The organism is Chryseobacterium sp. YIM B08800 (assembly GCF_026163565.1).
Classification (GTDB): domain Bacteria; phylum Bacteroidota; class Bacteroidia; order Flavobacteriales; family Weeksellaceae; genus Chryseobacterium.
Genome location: NZ_JAPDKN010000003.1, coordinates 86,863 through 108,497, shown reverse-complemented (window position 1 = coordinate 108,497; position 21,635 = coordinate 86,863). Strand labels below are relative to the sequence as shown.

The 21,635-nt window shown below is 35.2% G+C and carries 16 protein-coding genes; 8 read left to right on the top strand and 8 right to left on the bottom strand.

All coding sequences use genetic code 11. The annotated features are described in order from the left end of the window. Nucleotides 1–190: 190 nt before the first annotated feature. The 7 genes from OEW74_RS01900 to OEW74_RS01870 form a co-directional block, all read right to left on the bottom strand. Entirely contained in the window at nucleotides 191–823 is a 633-nt protein-coding gene (locus OEW74_RS01900; RefSeq protein ID WP_265426872.1) for an NAD(P)H-dependent oxidoreductase, read from the bottom strand. Nucleotides 824–976: 153 nt separating this feature from the next. Further along, nucleotides 977–2,095 (bottom strand): aspartyl protease family protein, encoded by a 1,119-nt coding sequence (locus OEW74_RS01895; protein WP_265426871.1) that lies wholly within the window; start codon nucleotides 2,093–2,095, stop codon nucleotides 977–979. A gap of 45 nt (nucleotides 2,096–2,140) precedes the next feature. Continuing rightward, nucleotides 2,141–3,361 carry an aminotransferase class V-fold PLP-dependent enzyme gene (locus OEW74_RS01890; protein ID WP_265426870.1) on the bottom strand — a complete coding sequence of 407 codons (1,221 nt, stop codon included), beginning with the start codon at nucleotides 3,359–3,361 and terminating at the stop codon, nucleotides 2,141–2,143. A gap of 160 nt (nucleotides 3,362–3,521) precedes the next feature. Continuing rightward, on the bottom strand, nucleotides 3,522–4,166 hold the full coding sequence (locus OEW74_RS01885) for a 50S ribosomal protein L25/general stress protein Ctc (RefSeq protein WP_265426869.1): 645 nt from the start codon (nucleotides 4,164–4,166) through the stop codon (nucleotides 3,522–3,524). Between the two features lie 55 nt (nucleotides 4,167–4,221). After that, entirely contained in the window at nucleotides 4,222–5,160 is a 939-nt protein-coding gene (locus tag OEW74_RS01880) for a ribose-phosphate pyrophosphokinase (RefSeq protein WP_265426868.1), read from the bottom strand. 85 nt (nucleotides 5,161–5,245) lie between these two features. Next, on the bottom strand, nucleotides 5,246–6,682 hold the full coding sequence (locus OEW74_RS01875; protein ID WP_265426867.1) for a G-D-S-L family lipolytic protein: 1,437 nt from the start codon (nucleotides 6,680–6,682) through the stop codon (nucleotides 5,246–5,248). A 9-nt stretch (nucleotides 6,683–6,691) separates the two neighbouring features. Next, entirely contained in the window at nucleotides 6,692–7,930 is a 1,239-nt protein-coding gene (locus tag OEW74_RS01870) for an OmpP1/FadL family transporter (RefSeq protein WP_265426866.1), read from the bottom strand. A 277-nt stretch (nucleotides 7,931–8,207) separates the two neighbouring features. Between OEW74_RS01870 and OEW74_RS01865 the strand changes: the two genes are divergently transcribed. The 6 genes from OEW74_RS01865 to OEW74_RS01840 all read left to right on the top strand — a co-directional run bounded on the left by OEW74_RS01865 (nucleotide 8,208) and on the right by OEW74_RS01840 (nucleotide 16,390). Further along, entirely contained in the window at nucleotides 8,208–9,656 is a 1,449-nt protein-coding gene (locus tag OEW74_RS01865; RefSeq protein WP_265426865.1) for a PSP1 domain-containing protein, read from the top strand. Beyond that, on the top strand, nucleotides 9,649–10,110 hold the full coding sequence (locus OEW74_RS01860; RefSeq protein WP_265426864.1) for a gliding motility lipoprotein GldH: 462 nt from the start codon (nucleotides 9,649–9,651) through the stop codon (nucleotides 10,108–10,110). Before OEW74_RS01865 ends, OEW74_RS01860 begins: the two co-directional genes overlap by 8 nt. 6 nt (nucleotides 10,111–10,116) lie before the next feature. Further along, nucleotides 10,117–12,501 carry a penicillin-binding protein 1A gene (locus tag OEW74_RS01855; RefSeq protein WP_265426863.1) on the top strand — a complete coding sequence of 795 codons (2,385 nt, stop codon included), beginning with the start codon at nucleotides 10,117–10,119 and terminating at the stop codon, nucleotides 12,499–12,501. Nucleotides 12,502–12,578: 77 nt separating this feature from the next. After that, the gene (locus OEW74_RS01850) at nucleotides 12,579–14,120 is read left to right on the top strand and encodes a protein adenylyltransferase SelO (protein WP_265426862.1); all 1,542 of its coding nucleotides are present in this window, start codon (nucleotides 12,579–12,581) and stop codon (nucleotides 14,118–14,120) included. A gap of 67 nt (nucleotides 14,121–14,187) precedes the next feature. After that, nucleotides 14,188–15,039: a T9SS type A sorting domain-containing protein gene (locus tag OEW74_RS01845; protein ID WP_265426861.1), complete on the top strand. Its 852-nt coding sequence runs from the start codon at nucleotides 14,188–14,190 to the stop codon at nucleotides 15,037–15,039. A 76-nt stretch (nucleotides 15,040–15,115) separates the two neighbouring features. Beyond that, the gene (locus OEW74_RS01840; protein WP_265426860.1) at nucleotides 15,116–16,390 is read left to right on the top strand and encodes a DUF6080 domain-containing protein; all 1,275 of its coding nucleotides are present in this window, start codon (nucleotides 15,116–15,118) and stop codon (nucleotides 16,388–16,390) included. A gap of 53 nt (nucleotides 16,391–16,443) precedes the next feature. On the opposite strand, the gene OEW74_RS01835 is transcribed toward OEW74_RS01840, so the two are convergent. After that, a complete protein-coding gene (locus tag OEW74_RS01835; protein WP_265426859.1) occupies nucleotides 16,444–16,980 on the bottom strand; it encodes an SPOR domain-containing protein in 537 nt (178 codons plus the stop codon). Between the two features lie 184 nt (nucleotides 16,981–17,164). On the opposite strand from OEW74_RS01835, the gene OEW74_RS01830 reads away from it, so the two are divergent. Together OEW74_RS01830 and OEW74_RS01825 are read left to right on the top strand one after the other, a co-directional pair. Next, the gene (locus OEW74_RS01830) at nucleotides 17,165–18,517 is read left to right on the top strand and encodes a c-type cytochrome (protein ID WP_265426858.1); all 1,353 of its coding nucleotides are present in this window, start codon (nucleotides 17,165–17,167) and stop codon (nucleotides 18,515–18,517) included. A gap of 24 nt (nucleotides 18,518–18,541) precedes the next feature. Continuing rightward, nucleotides 18,542–21,610 carry a TAT-variant-translocated molybdopterin oxidoreductase gene (locus tag OEW74_RS01825; protein ID WP_265426857.1) on the top strand — a complete coding sequence of 1,023 codons (3,069 nt, stop codon included), beginning with the start codon at nucleotides 18,542–18,544 and terminating at the stop codon, nucleotides 21,608–21,610. Nucleotides 21,611–21,635: the final 25 nt, after the last annotated feature.

Below are 21,635 nucleotides of genomic sequence, written 5' to 3'. Positions count from 1 at the left end.
TCTTCACGGATTGACACAGATTTTCAATACGTTTCTCATTCCAGAGAAATCTAAATTGAGCTTTAAAAATTACGCAAATACATTGTCGAGATTCCTACGGAATGACAAACTTTATGTAATTTATTATAAATAAAATCCCTTTCAAAAATAACCTTGAAAGGGATTTTTCTATGAAGAAAAAAATTAGCCGTTAATTGAGTTCTGTGATGAAATCTTCTTTCGATTTTCTCACTTTGGTAAGGTTTACCAACCAGTCATTTTCAGTATCTCTGTAACCGATCGGCAAAAGAAGAACGCTTCTTAAACCTTTTTCCTTTAAATTTAAAATTTCGTCTACTGCTTCAGGTGAAAACCCTTCCATTGGCGTAGAATCTACCTCTTCGAAAGCCGCCGCTATAATCGCTGCTCCAAAAGAAATATAAGCCTGTTTTGCTGCGTGTGTGAAGTTTTCTTCAGCCGGTCTCGGGGGATACGTTGCCAAGATCTGTTGTCTGTAATTTTCCCAGCCTTCGTTTTTAAAACCTCTTACATCATTGGTGAGATCAAACATTTTGTTGATTCTTTCTTCGGTATAATTATCCCAAGCTGCAAATACCAAAAGATGCGAGCAATCTGTGATCTGTGGCTGATTCCAAGCGTGAGGTTTGATTTGCTCTTTAATTTCCTGATTGCTGATTACAATAATCTCAAAAGGCTGCAAACCGCTCGAAGTAGGCGCTAATCTTGCCGCCTCTAATATTTTATCTAGTTTTTCCTGTGGCACTTTTTGCCCGTTCATTGCTTTTGTAGCAAATCTCCAGTTTAATTTATCTAATAATTCCATACATTGAATAAAATTTTACCGGACAAAATTAGTATAAACAAACCTAAGAAAACTGATAAAAAGCTAATTTGAACAATTGTTAAAATCTATAATGTAACAAGATTCATTACAGAATGTTTTTAGAATGAGAAATTGCTGTTTTTTAAATTGAAATTAATTTAAATACTGTAAAATATTTTTCTTTTCGAGTTTGAATTCTTTTCCCGATTCGTTTTCAATTGTAATTTCAGAACTGTTATCAATCAACTTTTTAACCTCACAAAATTTTTCAGCATTGATTTTTGAAACATCAATATTATTTACCTTAATAATCTTATCCACCAAATTTAATTCTGACAACTGAGGAATTTTTAGTTTATTAACGATAACCAAATGGTTTTCTACAGGAGAAAAAGCAACTCCAAAGCTATTATATTCTGGGGTTTTGCCTGTTAGATTGAGAATGATTTTTTTGTTGATGAAATCTAAATCGATGAGAAAATTTTCCATAAATCTTGTTCCTACCAAATTTCGGGAATCTGAACTCGTGTCAACAATCTGATTCCCCAAAACTTTATTATCAACCTCAACTTCCATCATATCAAGCGGTCTATCGCCTTTACTAATGCTGATTAACGATTGTGATAAAAGTCCTTCAAAAACCAAGAAATTTTTGTCTTTTACTAATTGATAAGATTTTGAATCAATTGAAAAACCAGAACCCGCTCCTGTATCGAAAAACACATTGAAATTTTGCTTTCTTATATTGACACTGATTTTAGGAACATGAGTGAAATTTTCTTCGGAAAATGGGATTGATACCGATTCGGTAGAACTTTCCGTTACTTTATCTGAAACAATAATTGTTTTAAGTTTAAAATCGATTCGCCAAACTTTATTATTCATCATATTTGCTCCGAAAATTCCACTGATTTTCTTGCACGCACGAGAATCCATCCAACTAATATCTGCAAATGAAAAGTCTATATTTTTAAATTTCAGATCATCAATTTTCAACTCGTTGGTTGAGAAAAGATCCATCTTTGATGTAGAATTATTGGCATCTGTAGCTTCAAATACAACATTGCTCTTCTTTTCATTCAACGAACCTTTTAGTTCAGAAGAAACAATCGTTAAAGCACCGGTATCAAATATGAAGTTATGTTTCTTATTTTTAATGTCAACATTGATGATTATTTTTCCATCAATATATTCAAAAGGAATTGTTGTTGCACTAAAAAACAAAGGAAACAACAATAGTGCAAAAGCATAAAAAATCTTGTATTTCATCATACTAAAAAAATAAAGACTGCTTCAAAGAAACAGTCTGTTAAGTTATTAAGAAAGCATTCTTTTTGCTTTTTTCACACCTTCCACAAGCAAATCGATTTCATTAAATGTATTGTACACCGCAAAACTTGCTCTTACGGTTCCGGCAATATTAAAGAAATCCATGATCGGTTGCGTACAATGATGTCCGGTTCTTACTGCAACTCCCATTTTATCGAGAATCATTCCTACATCCGAAGAAATACCAATTCCTTCTAAGTTAAATGAAACAACGCCAGTTCTGTGCGCTTTTTCGCCATATACTTTTAAGTCCTCAATCTCTAAAAGTTGTTTTTGGGCATATTCCAGCAAAGCATTTTCGTGGTTTTGAATATTCTCCTGCCCTACTTTTTTAATGAAATCTATAGCCGCTCCTAAAGCAATATTTCCGCCAACATTTGGTGTTCCGGCTTCATATTTAAAAGGTAAACCTGCATACGTTGTTGCATCGAAAGAACATACTGCAATCATTTCACCTCCACCGTGGAAAGGCGGCAAATCTTCAAGAATTTCCTGTTTTCCGTACAATATTCCCGTTCCCATCGGAGCATACATTTTATGCCCTGAAAACACAAAGAAATCGCAGTCTAATTTCTGTACATCAATTGTAAAATGAGGAGCCGACTGAGCACCATCAATCACGATGTAAGCATCAGAATTGGCTCTTGTTTTAGCAATAATTTCTTCAACAGGATTTACAATTCCCAAAGCATTGGAAACCTGATTAACAGATACTACTTTTGTTTTTTCGCTTAAAAATTCGTCTAAATAATCCAATTGAAGAATTCCGTTTTCATCGATTGGGATGACGCGAAGTTTCGCCCCCGTTCTTTCGCAAAGCAATTGCCAAGGAACGATATTCGAATGATGCTCAAGATAAGAAACGATAATCTCGTCATCTTTTTTTAGCTTCTGAGTTAAAATATAAGAGATAAGATTTAAACCCTCGGTTGTTCCTTTGGTAAAAATAACTTCAAAATCATGTTTAGCATTAATAAATTTCTGGATTTTTCTTCTTGAAAGCTCCATTTCTTCGGTTGCTAATTGGCTCAATGTATGAATTCCACGATGTACATTAGCATTGAGCTCTGTATAATACTGATTCCAAACCTCAAGTACTGAGTTGGGCTTTTGAGACGTTGCTGCATTATCTAAATAAACCAATGGTTTACCGTTCACCTCCTGATTTAATATAGAAAACTGACTTCTGATTTCCTGAATGTCAAACATTTATTACAATTTTAATTAAAAAGTTCTTTATTTAGAACGCATCAAATTTACGATTTTTTATCTAAAAGTCTGCCAGATTAATAGAGTGATCGTTTTAATCTAAAAACAAAAAAACCTGCCAAAATTGACAGGTTCTTTTATATTTCGAAAAAGAAATTTCTTATTCTGCAGAAGCTTCAGCTGCTTCTGGAGCTGCAACTTCTTCAGTTGCAACTTCTTCTTCATCATCATCGTCATCCTGAGATGCACCTCCTTTAGCTGCATTTCTAGACATTTTAACAGCTACAACAACTGCATTATCTGGATGCATGAAAGAATAACCTTCAGTCTTAATAGATCCTACATAAAGTTTGTTACCAATTTTAAGCGAAGTAATATCTACAACGATCTCATCTGGAAGATTTGCAGGAATAGCTTTTACTTTCAATTTTCTGAAAGTCTGACGTAGAACACCACCAGCTACAACACCTTTAGAACGACCTGTAATTCTTACCGGAACTTCCATAATAACCGGCTTATCGTCAGATAATCTGTAGAAGTCGATGTGAATAATTTTGTCTGTAATTGGGTGGAACTGAATATCTTGAAGAACTGCAGGAATTACCTGTCCGTCAACTTCAATAGATACCGTGTGTGCTTCAGGAGTATATACCAAACCTTTGAATGCTCTCTCTTCTGCAGAGAAATTCAATGGCTCACCACCTCCGTAAACAACACAAGGAACTAATTCAGCATCACGTAAAGCTTTTGTAGACTTTTTGCCCACGCTTTCTCTTTTTGTACCTTGAATTGTAATAGATTTCATTTATAAAAATTTAAAAAAATTGTTTCGATTTAAATTGCATTCAGTTAATTATCAATTAGATAACAAACTTACTGCTAATAGATTGATGCTCGTGCACCATCTTCATAACATCTGCAAATAATGGGGCGCAAGATAGCACTTTTATTTTAGATGACAAACCATTTTTCACAGGAATTGAGTCAGTTACAATAACTTCTAATAATTGTGAGTTCTCAATATTGTCATAAGCCTTTCCTGAAAGCACTCCGTGAGTCGCCATTGCTCTTACAGATTTCGCTCCTTTTTCCATCAAGATATCAGCAGCTTTGCAAAGTGTTCCTGCAGTATCAATCATGTCATCAATAAGGATAACGTTTTTACCTTCTACATCCCCGATAAGGAACATTTCTTCTACAACGTTTGCTTTTTTTCTTTCTTTATAGGCAATTACTACATCCGCACCAAGGTGACCTGCATAGTTTTTCGCTCTTTTTGCACCACCCATATCCGGAGAGGCAATAGTAAGATTATCAAGTTCAAGATTTTTGATGTAATCTACAAAGATGGTAGAAGCATACAAATGATCCACAGGAATTTCAAAAAACCCTTGAATCTGATCTGCGTGTAAATCCATCGTCATTACTCTGGTTGCCCCTGCAGCAGTTAAAAGATTTGCCACCAATTTAGCACCAATTGGCGCTCTTGGCTTGTCTTTTCTGTCTTGTCTTGCAAGCCCAAAGTACGGAAGCACTACGGTAATACTTTTTGCAGAAGCTCTTTTTGCTGCATCAATCATTAGAAGCAATTCTAAAAGATTGTCTGCCGGCGGAAACGTAGATCCGATTAGGAAAACTCTTCCTCCTCTTACAGATTCGTCTAAAACAGGTTCAAATTCTCCGTCGCTAAACTCTTGAAAGTTGATTTTTCCTAATTCTTTCCCATAATGCTGGGCAATTTTTTCTGCAAGATCTTTACTCGTTCTTGTAGAAAATAGATAACTTAACTGATCGGCCATTTTTACTTTTTAAAAGATTTTGCAAATTTAAAAAAAAACCACAAGAATCAATCCTGTGGTTTCTATTATTTATTTTTATCTCCGATTAAGGAAATGTAACTCCTGAATATTTATTAGGATCTACCTGTGGTAAAGTCGATCTGTATTTTTTATTAATTGACTTAATAAATTCATTCGCAACCACAGCATACCCTCTTCCTGTAAGGTGAACTCCATCTAAAGAGAATGTACCTCCGGTAACAAAAGTAGCCGTATATCTCACTCCATTCCAAGAAATTCCTGATTTAGAATTTAATTCAATCATTTTAGCATTCATATCAACAAAAGCTAAACCTTTAGAATCTGCCAAAGATCTGATTGTAGTATTATACGCAGTTGTAGCAGTTAGAACTTTTGCTGCTTCAGCTTCTGTAAGAACCAATTTATCTTCCAAAGGAACAGAAGTACCTCCACCCGCTTGAGGAGTAAGCACTGCACTTGCAGTTAATAAAATATAGTCTTTTGAAGTTGTTTGTCTATATTTTGGTAAACCAGGAACGGTAGTCAAATCTTTATCGGAAATAACAGCTCCGTTAGCAACAGCTCCCGCAGTAAACTTGATCAATCTTTTCTGATATTCTGCATCATTGATTGCACCTAAAGATTTAGCCTGCGCTAAACCTGCATTATAAGTAGCATAAGCCGTATTCAACTGAGAAACCTGTGTATCTGTAAGATTGGTAAGAGGCATTGCCGGAACTCTTGTGAAAAATGGCACGCTGGTTACATTAGGAATATTCGCAACTACCCCTTTTCTTGTAGTTCCAGTAGGGAAAACTGTATTGATTAAAGCTGTATAAGTATTGGTAAATCCTACCCCCGCAGCTCCGTCAACCGGAGTAATAGGATTGGTTCCGTCACCACCTGTAGTTGCATATCCTAAAACATCATTATTTCCAATCCATAAAGAAACAAATGTAGGATTCTGAGCTAATGCATCACCAACAACAGATGCCGTCGTAGAAGAAGCAAACCTTACGAAATAAGGATTTGCAAGTCCTAAAGAAAGACCTGCCGCATTACCATAACCTGGAGCCAATAAGTGAGCAACTTTTGCACCCGGAACTCCCATATTTTGGTAAGGGCCTCCCGCTGCAACATTATCTAAAGCTGCTGCAGGAGCATTTGCAACCGGACTTAATGCGCCATTAACCATTTTAAGCTCAAGCTTACCCGGAAAACCTGGCAAATTTGTAAAACCACCAACATTATTTGGCATAAGAGGTTGTTTAAATTCTCCTCCTCCGGCAAGTTTCATTTGTCCAGCAATCATGCTTGGGAAAGATTCTGCTTGTCCGCCAGAATATAATGTACCGTCTCTGTATCCTGAAGTTAGAGAGTTTCCTAAAGAAATAAATTTAGAGAAATCTGCTTCACCTTTCGTTACAACGATGTCTTCTACGTCAGTATCAAAATCTGTATTACAGCTTACTGTAAAAAGAAGTGCCGAAACAGCTATTGTAGATATTATTATTTTTTTCATAATTTAAAATTAAAAAGCATTATAAGATAAACCTAGACCAAAATAGAATGCTTTAGCCTTTGCCTGACCATAGAAACCTAAGTAATTATTTTTCACATCTCTGCTTTGTGGCATTGCATAACCACCTGCAACATCAACACCGAATTTATTAAGTTTGAAACCTAAACCTCCTGTTAACACAAAAGAGTCAAAAGATGGTGTTTCCGGAATGAAGTTTTCATCAGAATAAGGAGATTCATCGTAATAAGCACCTAAACGACCATAAATCATATTAGTAAATGCATACTGAGTTCCCAATCTTACTGTTTTAGAATTTTTAAAGTTCTTTGGAGCAACCAATATTGTAGGATCTGCCTGATTTCCGATTGGTGCATTAGCAAAATCTAAAGTTAGCTTGCTGTATCTTTCCCAACCATGGTAGTTGAAATCTGCAGAAATTTGCCATTTTGGAGTAACTCTATACGTTAAACCAATTGTATATTCTTCTACAAGAGGCAAAGTCGCTGTAAAACTATCCTGTCCAGCTGCATTCAGCCCTAAAAGAGTATTTACAGTAGTCTGTGCAGGAGCTACGAAAGTTGCGGTTCCTTTTTTAGCTTTCATATCAACAGGCGAACGGTATGCGATACTCATATCAAATTTTGGATCTGGTCTGAAATAAAAACCAAAACCATAACCGTGACCACTTGCTTTCTCGTCATTAATATTAACTGTTCCGCCAAATTGCGTCACTGCTTTATCCCAGTTTACTGATCCTCTTGCGTAAATATAACTTGCACCGAAAGAAACCCAGTCAGCCATTTTCACGGAAACCATAGGTTGGAAATAAAAACTTTTCAGCTCAAGTTTCTGTACCATTTCTCTTCCTTCCCAATCGTATGGATATTGAATTGTACTACCAAAAGGCGTAGAAAAACTGAAACCAATCGACAATTTATCAATCGGCTTATAAGCTATCGCTGCGTAAATTGGTGTGCCCAACGGATTATCGGTCTCTGTACTTTGTAAAGTGTTTAAATTCTGAAAAGTAACTTTATTACTTGCTCCAAAACCTCCTGCAACAATACTTAGTTTAGAAGGAATAAATGACATACCTGCCGGATTAAAGAATGCAACACTCGCATCTTCAGCATGTGCACTGGTGTGTGCCATTGCCAATTGCTTTACCCCTTGCAAAGAAACTCTAAAGCCTCCCGCATAAGATAAAACTCCAGCCAATAAAGCGGTTGATATTAATATTTTTTTCATAGACTATTATTATATAACCCAAATATAAAATTATTTTGTTTACGTCTGTTAATAAATCTTAAAATTTTAAACAAACAAGTAAAAGAAAACTATGTTTAAAATAATATCTCATGCATAAATTAAAATAACACACTCAATAACATCGTATTAAATAGAATCTAGGCAAGCAAATCTTCCCCTGTTTAATATTAAACATTTTCAAAAATTAATATTTAGTACATTTGGAATTGTATAAAGATAAAAATCAATAAATTTGCAAGATTAAACAAATTATAATATGAGTTGTGGATGTAAAACATCCGGCGATTCTGCACATTCTTGCGGAACAAAATCTGCGAATGGCTGTGAAAGTGTAAATACCTGCGATAATAGTTATAAATTAAGTGTTTTCGATTGGCTGTCTAACGTACAAAACCCTGCATCAAACAGGTGTGATTTTGTAGAAGTTAGATTTAAAAATGACAGAAAATTATTTTATAAAAATGTAAATAATATTCCTTTACATATAGGTAGCGTTGTAACAGTAGAATCTAGTCCGGGACACGATGTAGGCGTTGTAAGCCTTACGGGAGAATTAGTGAAAATTCAGATGAAGAAAAAAAGATCTTCAGAAGAAAACCCGCTTAAAATATATAGACTTGCCAACCAAAAAGACATAGAAGTTTGGCAGGAAGCTAGAAAAAAAGAAGAAAATGTAAAAATAGAAGCCCGAAAAATTTCTCACAGATTAGGTCTTGAAATGAAGATTACTGATGTAGAATACCAAGGCGACTCTTCTAAAGTTACATTCTATTACACCGCCGATAACCGAGTGGATTTCAGAATGTTAATTAAAGAATTTGCAGGAGCTTTCCGTACAAAAATCGATATGAAACAGATAGGTTTCAGACAGGAAGCTGCAAAAGTTGGCGGAATAGGATCTTGCGGAAGAGAATTGTGCTGCTCAACTTGGTTAACAGACTTCAGATCGGTAAACACCAATGTGGCAAGATATCAGCAATTGAGCATCAATCCTCAAAAACTGGCAGGACAATGTGGTAAACTTAAATGTTGTCTAAACTATGAATTAGACAGTTATCTTGATGCATTAAGCCACTTCCCTTCTTCTTCAACCATGATTGATACCGAAAAAGGAAGAGCTTTTTGTATAAAAATTGATGTTTTCAAAAAGAAAATGTGGTTTGCTTACGTCGACAGCTCGATGGCGTGGTACGATTTCGACGTTGATTTGGTAAAAAAAATGATTTCGCAAAATAAAAGGGGTGAAAAAACGTTACCTCTCGAAGATTTGAAACAACCTGAAATTTCTATTAAAACAGTTGATTTAATTCAGGAAAACAGTGTAGATCGTTTTGAGAAGAAAAACAGAGGTTTCAACAAAAACAGAAACCAAGGAAATCAGAATCAAAACAAACCAAACAACAATCAAAATCAGGGACCTAGAAAACCTAGACCCGAAAATAATAACGAAAAACCTCAGGACAGAGCAGATAAAGGCGAAAGAACAGAAAGATCTGAACGTCAGCAAAGACCTGAAAAAAACACAAGACCTAATCAAAATAATCAAAGGTCTCAAAAACAGCAACAGCAGAAACCACAATCGGATAAACCGCAGTTGGAAAAAACTGAAGCAGTAAATAATGATGTTGATAAAAAACCACAGAATCAACAGCCCAAAAAGAAGTTTAAAAAGAAATTTCCTCCAAAAAAAGATAATAATGCATAAAATTTCAGGACTTTTTCTCCTTGTTTTTTTGGTAAGCTGCAACGCTTCCGGAGAAGACGTTATCATGAATAACGTTGATAATAAATGGAATAAGAAGACCGAACAAAAATTTAATCTTGAAATTTCGGATCCGCAAAATCCTAAAAATCTTATATTTGTTGTAAGAAACAACAATGATTATCCTTACAGTAACATAAGATTCATTGTTAATCTTACCAACTCGAAAACCAAGGCTAAACAAGTAGATACGCTGAATTATATTTTAGCAAAACCAAATGGAGAATGGCTTGGAACAGGATTTGGAGAAACGAAAGAAACTTTGTTTCAGTATAAATTGAATTACAAATTCCCGGAAAAAGGCAATTATGAAATTGCGGTTGCTCAGGCAATGAGAAACGATAATCTTCCGGGGATTGAAGACTTAGGTATAAAAGTAGAAACGGCTAAACCGTAATTATACATGGAAGAAAACAAACAAAATAAAGGAAACAAGGGAAAAACATTCCCGCTTCCTCCTAAAAAAAACACCAAAAACACTGCCTGGAAAAGATGGGTAAAATTCATCTGGATTGGTTTCATTGCGGTAGTTTTAGGTATTTCAGGACTTTTCTTTGCAGTTTCCCAAGGTTTTCTTGGTGAAATGCCCGATGTAAAAGAACTTGAAAATCCGGATATTTATGTGGCATCCCAAATTTATTCATCAGACGGAGTTCTTTTAGGCAAATTTGAGAAAGAGAAAACACAACCTGTAACTTATAAAGATCTACCTCCCTACCTGATCTATGCACTTCAGGCAAAAGAAGACGAACGTTTTAAAGAACATTCGGGTATCGATTTAAAATCTATTTTAAGAGCAGTAAGATACGGTGGTGACCGAGGTGGAGGTTCTACCATCACTCAACAGTTGGCAAAACTTTTATTTACAAAAGAGCCTTCAAAAAATCGTGTAAAAAGAGCCATCCAAAAGCTTAAAGAATGGGTAGTTGCGGTAAGTTTGGAAAAGAGATATACCAAAGAAGAAATCATCACTTTATATTTTAACAAGTTTGATTTTACACATAATGCCAATGGTATTGAAATGGCTTCTAAAATTTATTTCAATAAATCAGCTTCTCAGCTTACTCTTCCTGAAGCAGCTATATTTGTTTCTATGTTGGAAGCTCCAAACGCAAACAATCCGCTTAGAGACAACACTTCTAGACCAAAGGACAGGAGAGATGTTGTGCTGAAGCAGATGTTGGAAACAGGCTACATTGATAAAGAAAACTATGATAAAGCTATAGCAACTCCAATTACTACAGATTACCACCCAATTAAAGATATAAACGACGATTATTCGGCTTATTATAAATTTTACTTAAGAAAAGAGATCAATAAGTATCTTGATGATTACGAAAAAGAAACAGGTAAAAAATTAAACCTATTTAAAGACGGTTTAAAAATATATGTTACTCTTGATTCTAAAATGCAAAAATATGCTGAAGATGCTATCAAAGAACATTTAACGGATCTTCAAAGAAGATTTGATTCAGAGCAAAGAGGTAGAAAAGATTGGCCATTTTATAAGTTGAATAATAAGCAGATTGATAATATCATGATGCAGGCCGTTAAAAGAACAGGCCGTTATAAACAAATGGTAGCAGAAAACATGCCTGAAGATTCTATTATGTTAGAGTTTCATAAGCCTGTAAAAATGTCTAGATTTACATGGGCTGGTGAAGAAGAAGTAGAGATGAGTCCATGGGATTCTATAAGATGGCATAAAAAAGTTGCACAAGCAGGTTTAATGTCTATGGTTCCTGGAACAGGCGAAATTAAAGCTTGGGTTGGAGGAATCGATTGGCAACATTTCCAATATGACCACATCAAACAAGGAAAAAGACAGGTAGGATCTACTTTCAAACCATTTGTTTATGCAACTGCGATTATGAAATTAGGTTTAACACCTTGCTCAACAATATCGAACGCATCTTACAGAAAAGGCAGTTGGAATGTTGAAGGATCCGGCGGAATGTTGACTCTAAAAAATGCATTAGCTCATTCAAAAAACCCTGTTGCAGTAAGGTTAGCGGAAATGGTTGGAACGCAAAGCGTTATTCAGACTGCAAGAGATTTAGGGGTAACTGAAGAAATTTCTACAAGTTTACCAATGGCTTTAGGTTCATCAGATATTACCATTTATGAGATGTTGGGTGCTTATAGTACATTCGCAAACTACGGAAATTACAATAAACCTGAAATGATTTGGAGAATTGAAGATGTGAATGGAAGAGTAATAAAAGAAGTAGCTTCTGATCCCAAAGAAGTGATGAATCCTAATTATGCTTACACGATGATCGAATTAATGAAAGGTGTTGCTGAATTTGGTACTGCATCTGGAGAATTAGGCAGAAGGGGAATCTCAAAAGCAGTAGAAATTGCAGGTAAAACTGGAACAACCCAGAATAACTCAGACGGTTGGTTTATGGGAATTACTCCAAAATTGGCAACCGGAGCTTGGGTTGGCTGGGAAGATAGAGCAACGCACTTTGCAAGCACAGGAGAAGGTCAGGGAGCAAAAATGGCATTACCAATCTGGGCAATATTCATGAAAAAGGTATGGGCAGATAAAAGCTTAAAAATATCACCTGATGACAAATTTGTAAAACCTCTTGATTGGAAAGACGGATGCTCAAATCTTCAGGGACTTAGCGGAGGATATGGTGATGATGGAGGATTGCAAACCATCGATGACTTAAAAAATCCACGCCCGGCAGATACAGGACCGAAAAACAACTCTGGTAAAAAAGAAGAAAATGTGAATGAACATTTGAACACCAGTGAAGATATCGATTTTAATAAATAAATTTATTTATAATCATTATAAGACCTTTCAATTATTGGAAGGTCTTTTTTATTTCTTTCTTTTAATATCTTTGAACAATGAATATCGACAAGATTACCCAGCCATTTACAGAGATTTTCCCTGGAGATTTTTCAGGAAATACCATTCAGAGAAATACGCCTAGAGTTCTTTTTTCAACCGTAGAGCCAGTCGGTTTTGAAAATCCTGAACTGATTATTTTCAATGAAAAGCTTTCGGAAGAAATAGGCTTGGGAAAATTTAATGAAAACGATGTTAATTTTTTAGCAGCAAGCCATTTACCTGAAAATATAAAAACTTATGCGACAGCTTACGCAGGACATCAGTTTGGAAATTGGGCAGGTCAGCTAGGAGATGGTCGTGCAATTTTTGCAGGTGAAATCACCAATGAAGCAGGAGAAAAAAACGAAATTCAATGGAAAGGAGCCGGAGCAACCCCCTATTCCCGTCATGCTGATGGAAGAGCTGTTTTGAGATCCTCCGTTCGCGAATATTTAATGAGCGAAGCAATGCATCATTTAGGAATCCCAACAACCCGAGCTTTAAGTTTATGTTTTACAGGTGAAGAAGTTGTACGCGACATGATGTACAGCGGGAATCCTCAGAAAGAAAAAGGCGCAGTCGTTGTAAGAACCGCTGAAAGCTTCCTCCGTTTTGGTCATTTCGAATTGATTTCTGCGCAAAAAGAAATTAACACACTAATTGATTTGGTTGATTTTACAATTAAAAATTATTTTAAAAGTATAACCTCTCAAGGTGAACAGAAATACAAAGACTTTTTCAGTGAAGTTTGCACCAAAACTGCAGATTTAATGGTCGAATGGTTTAGAGTTGGCTTCGTACATGGCGTGATGAATACGGACAATATGTCAATTTTAGGTCTGACAATAGATTATGGACCCTATTCTATGATGGATGAATATGACTTAAATTTCACACCCAACACAACAGATTTACCAGGAAGAAGATATGCTTTCGGAAAACAAGGACAAGTTTCTCAATGGAATCTCTGGCAACTTGCTAATGCACTTTTCCCTTTGATAAAAGATGAGAAATTTTTAGAAGAAACATTAAACTCATACGGAAATTATTTCTGGGAAGCTCATGATAGAATGCTCTGTAGAAAGTTTGGTTTTGATGAATTCAAAAAAGAGAATGAGGAATTTTTTATCAACTGGCAAGGTTTGATGCAAGAGCTTCAATTTGATTATACTTTATTTTTTAACCTTTTAGAAAAACTCGAAAGTATTTCAGACATTAAAACAGAATTTCAAAATATATCTTATTGTTTTTTAGATGATGTTAAAGTAAAAAAACTTGAAGATTTCATCCAAAACTATTTGATCCGTTTAAAAAACAATACTATTTCAAAAGAAGACTCTTTAGATTTAATGAAAAAAGCAAATCCAAAATTTCTCCTTAGAAATTATCTTCTTTTTGAATGCATTGAAGAAATCAACAATGGCAAAACTGAAATGTTACAAAAACTGACAAAAGCGTTGGAAAATCCTTATGAAGAAATTTTTTCCGAATTTTCCATAAAAAGACCTACGGGTTATGACGATATTTCAGGGTGTTCGATGTTATCTTGCAGTTCTTAGAGTCATTTAGTGAAACATTTACATTTATATTTGATTATTTTTATTAATTTTGAAAAAAAATAATTCCATGAAAAAAATTTTACTTAGCTTAGGTATTTTATCTTGTCTTTCAATAAATGCTCAGACATTATTATCAGAAAACTTTGAAGGAGCAACATTTCCTCCAACAGGATGGACAACAACAAACACTAATGCTTCTAGACAATGGAATTTATCTACAGTAAATTTTCCAGGAACTACTGCACAAGACATCGAAATTAGAGATCACTTTACAATTACCGGAAATAATTCAGCATCTATTGACTGGATTACCCAAACCAATACCGCTAATTTATCAAGTCCCTCATTTAGTTTAGTGGGCGCCGCTAGTCCAGTACTAAAATTTAACGTAGTTGTTGGATGGTCTTACATGATTGATAGTGATGCAGGAGATCTAATTGCTCAAGTATCAACCAATGGAGGAACATCTTGGACGACTCTTTGGGATGAAGATACTGAATCTGGATTTACTGACGATGGTGATGGTGACGAAGATACAGATTTATACAATACAGTCGCTGTTCAGAAAAGTCTTAGTGCATATATAGGACAAGCTGATGTTCGTATTAGATTTCAATATGTTGGAGCTAATGCTGATGCTGTTGCAGTAGACGACGTGCAAGTTTTAGCGTCGACTCTTTCTACTAAAGAAGCTTCAAAGTCAAAAACTACTATATATCCCAATCCTACAAAAGGAGAAGTAAACATCAAAACTGATAAGAAAATAAAATCAACAACTGTTTTAGATTTATCAGGAAAAGTTCTTACAGTAGGAAGCTCTGAAACAGTAAACCTTAGCGCATTTACTAAAGGAACTTACTTAATTAAAGTGGAGTTTGCTGACGGAAGCAGCAAAACAGAAAAAATCATTAAAGATTAATTAATATCTTTTCAATATTATAAAACTCACCTTTCAGGGTGAGTTTTTTATTTTACTTTTGCAAAAATTACATTTAGTGTCATTCAAATCAAAATTTTTAAACTTTTTCAAAATTGTTTTTCCTTCTTCTTATGTAGAATTAGGATTATTTGTGTTCTTTCTTGTTACTTATGGTATATTCGGAACTTATTTAGCGCAACATTACCGCATTATTTTTGATGCAAGAATTCCTTGGGACGGCTATTTCAGTTTCGACAATAAAGCCATTGTAATGAGTGGCGGAAGCTTCGAAAGACACCCTTTATCCTATTATTTTTTCAATTGGATTAGGGAGCTTGCTTTTTATATTTCTGATGGAAAAACAGGAAGCAATTTTAGGTTAACATTAGCTTGGCTAAGCAATATTACCATCAGTTTAAGTCTGATTCAGATCTATAAATATTTAAAAAACATCACCTATCTTCCCATAGGATTAAACCTATTGATTGTTGCTTTTTTCAGTGTTTTTTCAACAAATATTTTATTATCATTTACACCGGAAACCTATACTTACACTCTATTTTTATTGGTTTTATTTAATTATTACACGGCAATAAAATTTAAAAAAAATCAAAAAATTGCCGGTTCAGCTTTGGTTTTGGCGGGAGTTACAATTGGAGGATTAACCGTAACAAATATTGTGAAAGTTTTCATCCCAATTGCATTTGAAAAAGGCCTTTTTAAAAATTGGAAAAAATTTGGGAATGCTGTTTTCAGAGTAGCACTTACCTGTACAACTTTTATCTTGCTTTACCTTTACCGAATCGATTTTAAATACAAAAATATACTATCAAAATCGGGAGAGCAGTACGAGAAATTTTCTAATGTGAAATCTACTCCGACTTGGGATATGATTTACTCTTATTTCTTCGGCGGAAGTATTCTTTTTCCAAGTTTTTTTATTCGTGAAAAGCACAATATGAAAGGTTTTTATTACAAAGCACTTTTTATGGATGTTTACACTTCAGTTATCCCCTATTTATTCATCGGATTACTTTTAGGGCTTGTTTTATGGAGTTATTTTAGAAATTTCAAGAATAAATTGGTGCAAATTATCATGCTCTCTTTACTGGTTGACATTTTAATTCATTGTGTTTTCAGATTCGGACTTCATACTTCTTACATTTATGGAGGACATTTTGTTTTTGCATTTCCGATCATGTTAGGATGGCTCTTTTTTTCTTATAGAAAATCGCCAAAAATGATGTCATTCTTCACATCAGTCATTGGAATAATGTTGGTGTATTTACTGCTTAACAATTACATGAGAATGTGGGAATTTTATGATTTTGTCAATCAATTTTACAGATAAAAAAAGGGTGAGAAAAATTTCTCACCCTTTTAATTTTTTATTCAATTAAACTTTTATTTTGCTTCCGCACAAAAAACTCTGTACTGAATTGGCAATGCTGATTTAAAATACTCTTTCACTCTCGCCAAATCGCCTGCTGCACTTTGTTTTGTAAAATAACTTCCTGCCAAAATTTTATAATTTGGTCTTAAAGAAGCATCCGTTTCAACCTTTAAATTTGGAAATCTTTTTCTGAAATAAGCTTTAATTTCATTTGCTTCATCGTTGCTTTTTACAACAGCAATCTGAATTTTAAACCCTAATATTCTAGGATTTTTTCTACAGATCTCAGCATTTGTCAATTCTCTGCTTGGAACAAATATTTTCGTTGGTTTTGCAGGAGCATCATCATCAATTCCGGAAGAAACTTTTGTTGCTGTTGTCTTTGCACAACGATCTTCAATCGCCGATAAAGCTTCACTTATACGAGAATCCATAGTAATAGTCAGCTCAGTTCCGGAAAGCGTATCTTTCTTTACAACCTGCTGTGCTTCAAGAGTATAAAAACTCATTAAAGAGAGTAGCGAAAATATTTTGATGAAATTTTTCATTTAAACTTATTTCCGCAAAGTTATAATAATTTAAAAAATACAGCAAACGCAGTTATTTAGAATAGTTACAAATTAAACGATTATGACATTTTACCTTTTGTTAAAGCCGTTAAATTCTTCTTAAAAATATTATTTTTGCGGGATTGATTACACATTCAATATTTACTAACATAAGACAATTTAAATGATTAGTTGGAGAAAGCATTATAAAAAAGGGCTGATTGCGATAGGTTTATTGCTATCAACGAGTGCTTCAATTTACGGGCAAGACGGCGATCCTAAAAATGGCGAGAAACTTTTTAAGGCAAACTGTACGGCATGTCACGCTTTAGACAAACAAGTTGTAGGACCTGCACTGAAAGGTGTGGTAGAAAGACTTAAAACTGAGCAGGGACTTGACACAGACTGGCTTCACAAGTGGATTAAAGACAATGTTGCACTGAGAGCTTCAGGCGACAAGTATGCAAATGAGGTTTTTGAGAAACACAACAAAACCGTAATGCAGCAGTTTCCTAATCTTAGTGATAAGGACATTGATGATATTTTAGCATATACAACTAATCCTCCGGAGCCTGTTAAAGAAGAAGCAACACCTCCTGCAGGAGAAACAACTACTGCTGCACCAGCAAACAATACAACTTCAAGTATTGTAATCATTTCACTTATTGCGATCGCTGGGTTATTGGTTTGGATCTTAATCAAACTAAGACAACTAGTAAAATTAGGTCAGTCTGAAGAACTTACAGGACTTAATGAAACTAGAGTAAAATCTTTCAGCGAAATCTACGAAAAGTACCACTTTATCGGTAAAGGTCTATTGGCTGTATTAGCTATTTTAGCAACATACGGTATCTGGAACTGGATCATGTGGATTGGTGTTTACAAAGGATATAAGCCTGAACAACCTATCTACTTCTCTCACAAAATTCACGCTGGAGAAAACAAAATTGACTGTCAACTATGTCACTCAAGTGCTAAATACGGTAAAGTATCTGAAATACCTTCTATGAACGTTTGTATGAACTGTCACAGATCTATTTCTGAGTACAACGGTAAATATATTGAGCCAGGAAAAGACAAAGCATTCTACGACGGAGAAATCCAGAAGATTTATGCTGCAACAGGTTGGGATCCTGCAAAACAGCAATACACAGGTAAAACAACTCCTGTAGAATGGACAAGAATCCACAACATGCCAGATTTCGTTTACTTCAACCACTCTCAACACGTAGTAGCAGGTGAGCAAGCGATTATCAATTCATTCAACAAGAAAAATCCAGACAACAAAATCGACGTAGTTTGTAAAGCTTGTCACGGAAAAATCGATACAATGAACGTTGTACAAATGGCAAACGACTTCACTATGGGATGGTGTATCGAATGTCACAGAACAACCGAAATTGATATGAACAACGGTTATAATAAAGAATACTTCAAAAATCTACACGAAAAGCTTAAAAAGCAATACCCGAAAGATGGTGGTAAAATCACTGTAGATGCAATTGGAGGTCTTGAGTGTGGTAAATGTCATTATTAATAACTAAAAAATTAGAAGTATAAAATGGCTTCAAACAAAATACAATTTAGAAGTATTCACGAACTTAAAGACCCTGCCTTAACAGGTAAGCTGGCTCTTAAAGAGTTCCAAGAAGAAATTCCGGTAGAAGATTTTCTAGAAAGTGCCGAAAAAACTGACGGTACTTCTAGAAGAGATTTCCTAAAATTATTAGGATTCTCTACAGCAGCAGTAACTTTGGCTGCCTGTGAAGCTCCGGTAATCAAAACGATTCCTTATGTAGTGAAACCACACGAAATTATTCCTGGGGTTCCAAATTTCTACGCTTCAACATATTTTGATGGTTTCGACTTCGCAAGTGTTTTAGTAAAAACAAGAGAAGGTAGACCTATCAAAATCGATCCGAACCCGGCAGCTGGAGACTTAGGTAAAACTAACGCAAGAGCTCAAGCAAGTGTACTTTCACTTTATGATAACGATAAAGTAAAGCAACCTAAACTTGACGGTAAAGACGAAACTTTCGATAAAGTAGATGATTTCGTTTTGAAAGGATTAAACGAGGCTCAGTCTGCAGGTAAAAAGATTGTTCTTTTATCTCAGTCTTTCGCTTCACCTACATTCAAAAAATTGTTTGCTGAATTTAAAGCAAAATATCCTACGGCTGAATTAGTAACTTATGATGCTTTCCCTCACTCTGCAGCTTTAGATGCAGCTCAGGAAGTTTTTGGACAAAGAGCATTGCCTGTTTACGATCTTAAAGGATCTGAATTGGTGGTTGCTTTTCAGGCTGATTTCTTAGGAGATTATAATGCAGCTAGCTTAGAAACTTCTTACGCGGCAGCAAGAGTTCCGGGACCAAACATGTTGAGACACATTCAGGTTGAATCTAATATGTCTTTAACCGGTGCAAACTCAGACTCTAGATACAGAGTAAAACCAAGTGATGTAAACAAAGCTTTAATTGAAGTTTACAACGCTATCGTTACAGGATCTGCACCAACAACTAAAGTTGCTACAGAAATTGTAAAAGAATTGCAGGCTAAAGGAAGCAAAGCGGTTGTTTTAGCTGATGGTTCTAAAGCGGCGCAGGTTTTAGCACACTTAATTAACCAAAAATTAGGTTCAGTTGCTTTCACAGGTAAAGCAAACTTCTTAAAAGAATTTGATAAAGCAAGATATCAGGAATTTTTGGGTTGGGTAAATGCAGGACAGGTTGGTGTATTGATTACAAACAACGTTGACCCAATTTATTCTAACAATAAAGGTCAGGATTTCAAAAAATCTTTGGCAAAAGTTCCTTACGTAATTGCTGTTACAGATAAGAAAAACGAAATGTATAAAGCGGCGAAAGCTGTAATTCCGGTAGCTAACTGGCTAGAATCTTGGGGTGATATGGAACCTCAGACTGGAGTTTATACATTGATGCAGCCGACTATCCAAAAAATCTACAAATCAAGACAGATCGAAGAATCTTTATTGGTTTGGAAAAACGGAAAAAACAATGCTGCAAATAACTATTACGATTACCTAAAAGCTAATGCGACTTCTATTTTAGGAGGAACTTCTTTCAACAAAGCTTTATACAACGGTATTGTAGCTTCTGCTAATGCAACTACTTTATCTTATGCTGGTGGAAACGGTGCTCAAGCTGTAGCAGAATTAGGTAATTTTAAAGCTTCAGATTTAGAATTAGTACTTTATACAAAGACTTCTATCGGAGACGGAACTCAGGCAAACAACCCTTGGTTGCAAGAATTACCAGATCCTATTACAAGAATGTCTTGGGATAACTACTTAACAATCTCTACTAAAGATGCTGAAAGATTAGGAATTGAAAACAGTCTGAATGCAAGAATGCAGTTGGATGGTTCTCTTGTAAATCTTACAGTAAACGGAGTAAAAATAGAAAACGTACCAGTATTCATTCAGCCGGGTCAAGCAGACGGATCAGTTGGTCTTGCTTTAGGATATGGTAAAAAAGATTCTGGAACTACTGCAGATACTGGGGTAAATGCTTATCCTTTATTTGATGGTTCAAACTTAGTTATTTCAAACGTTTCAATTGAGAAAACGGGTGAAGAGCACGAATTTGCAGGAGTACAGCTTCAGAATACATTAATGGGACGTTACGAAATTGCAAAAGAAGTACCTTTAGCAGAATTTATTAATGTACCTTTCGATGACGAACATAAAGGATGGAACAAGCCTTTGGAATATCACACCATCAGTGGAGCTCTTCCGGCAGGTAAAATTGACCTTTGGGATGCTTTTGATGATACAGATGGTCCTCACTTCAACTTATCAGTAGACTTAAACTCTTGTACAGGTTGTGGAGCTTGTATTATTGCTTGTCAGGCAGAAAACAACGTTCCTGTAGTTGGTAAAGAAGAGATCAGAATGTCGAGAGATATGTTCTGGTTGAGAATTGACCGTTACTATTCTTCTGAGAAAAAATTGACTGTTTATGATGGTCTTAAAGAAGGAATGGCTGTGCCTGAGCTTTACGGAAGTAGTATACTTGGTATTGAAGGAGCATTAGAAAACCCAGCAGAAAATCCAGATGTGATCTTCCAGCCGGTAATGTGTCAACACTGTAACCACGCTCCATGTGAAACTGTTTGTCCGGTAGCGGCAACTTCTCACAGTAAGCAAGGACAAAACCACATGGCTTACAACAGATGTATCGGTACAAGATATTGTGCAAACAACTGTCCGTACAAAGTAAGACGTTTCAACTGGTTTACTTATAACTTGAATGACAAGTTCGATTTCAACATGAATAACGATCTTGGAAGAATGGTTCTTAACCCTGATGTTGTTGTAAGAACAAGAGGGGTAATGGAGAAATGTTCTTTATGTATTCAAGAAACTCAGGCAACAATTTTGACTGCTAAGAGAGAAAACAGAAAAGTAACAGACGCAGAGTTCCAAAACTCTTGTGCTTGTGCAGCAGCATGTTCTACCGGAGCAATGCAGTTTGGAGATATGAATGACAAAGAATCTTCAGTTAGAAAACTATATTCTAGCAACAGAAGATATCATTTACTTGAAGAGATCGGAACCAAACCAAATGTGTTCTATCACGCTAAAGTAAGAAATAGAGTAGAAAAATAAAGTTTAAATAATAAATAGGTAAAAA

Coding starts and splice junctions, on each gene's coding strand:
- OEW74_RS01845 (WP_265426861.1), top strand. CDS start 14,188: ATGAAAAAAATTTTACTTAGCTTAGGTATTTTATCTTGTCTTTCAATA.
- OEW74_RS01900 (WP_265426872.1), bottom strand. CDS start 823: ATGGAATTATTAGATAAATTAAACTGGAGATTTGCTACAAAAGCAATG.
- OEW74_RS01895 (WP_265426871.1), bottom strand. CDS start 2,095: ATGATGAAATACAAGATTTTTTATGCTTTTGCACTATTGTTGTTTCCT.
- OEW74_RS01860 (WP_265426864.1), top strand. CDS start 9,649: ATGCATAAAATTTCAGGACTTTTTCTCCTTGTTTTTTTGGTAAGCTGC.
- OEW74_RS01865 (WP_265426865.1), top strand. CDS start 8,208: ATGAGTTGTGGATGTAAAACATCCGGCGATTCTGCACATTCTTGCGGA.
- OEW74_RS01885 (WP_265426869.1), bottom strand. CDS start 4,166: ATGAAATCTATTACAATTCAAGGTACAAAAAGAGAAAGCGTGGGCAAA.
- OEW74_RS01870 (WP_265426866.1), bottom strand. CDS start 7,930: ATGAAAAAAATATTAATATCAACCGCTTTATTGGCTGGAGTTTTATCT.
- OEW74_RS01830 (WP_265426858.1), top strand. CDS start 17,165: ATGATTAGTTGGAGAAAGCATTATAAAAAAGGGCTGATTGCGATAGGT.
- OEW74_RS01855 (WP_265426863.1), top strand. CDS start 10,117: ATGGAAGAAAACAAACAAAATAAAGGAAACAAGGGAAAAACATTCCCG.
- OEW74_RS01835 (WP_265426859.1), bottom strand. CDS start 16,980: ATGAAAAATTTCATCAAAATATTTTCGCTACTCTCTTTAATGAGTTTT.
- OEW74_RS01825 (WP_265426857.1), top strand. CDS start 18,542: ATGGCTTCAAACAAAATACAATTTAGAAGTATTCACGAACTTAAAGAC.
- OEW74_RS01890 (WP_265426870.1), bottom strand. CDS start 3,361: ATGTTTGACATTCAGGAAATCAGAAGTCAGTTTTCTATATTAAATCAG.
- OEW74_RS01850 (WP_265426862.1), top strand. CDS start 12,579: ATGAATATCGACAAGATTACCCAGCCATTTACAGAGATTTTCCCTGGA.
- OEW74_RS01880 (WP_265426868.1), bottom strand. CDS start 5,160: ATGGCCGATCAGTTAAGTTATCTATTTTCTACAAGAACGAGTAAAGAT.
- OEW74_RS01875 (WP_265426867.1), bottom strand. CDS start 6,682: ATGAAAAAAATAATAATATCTACAATAGCTGTTTCGGCACTTCTTTTT.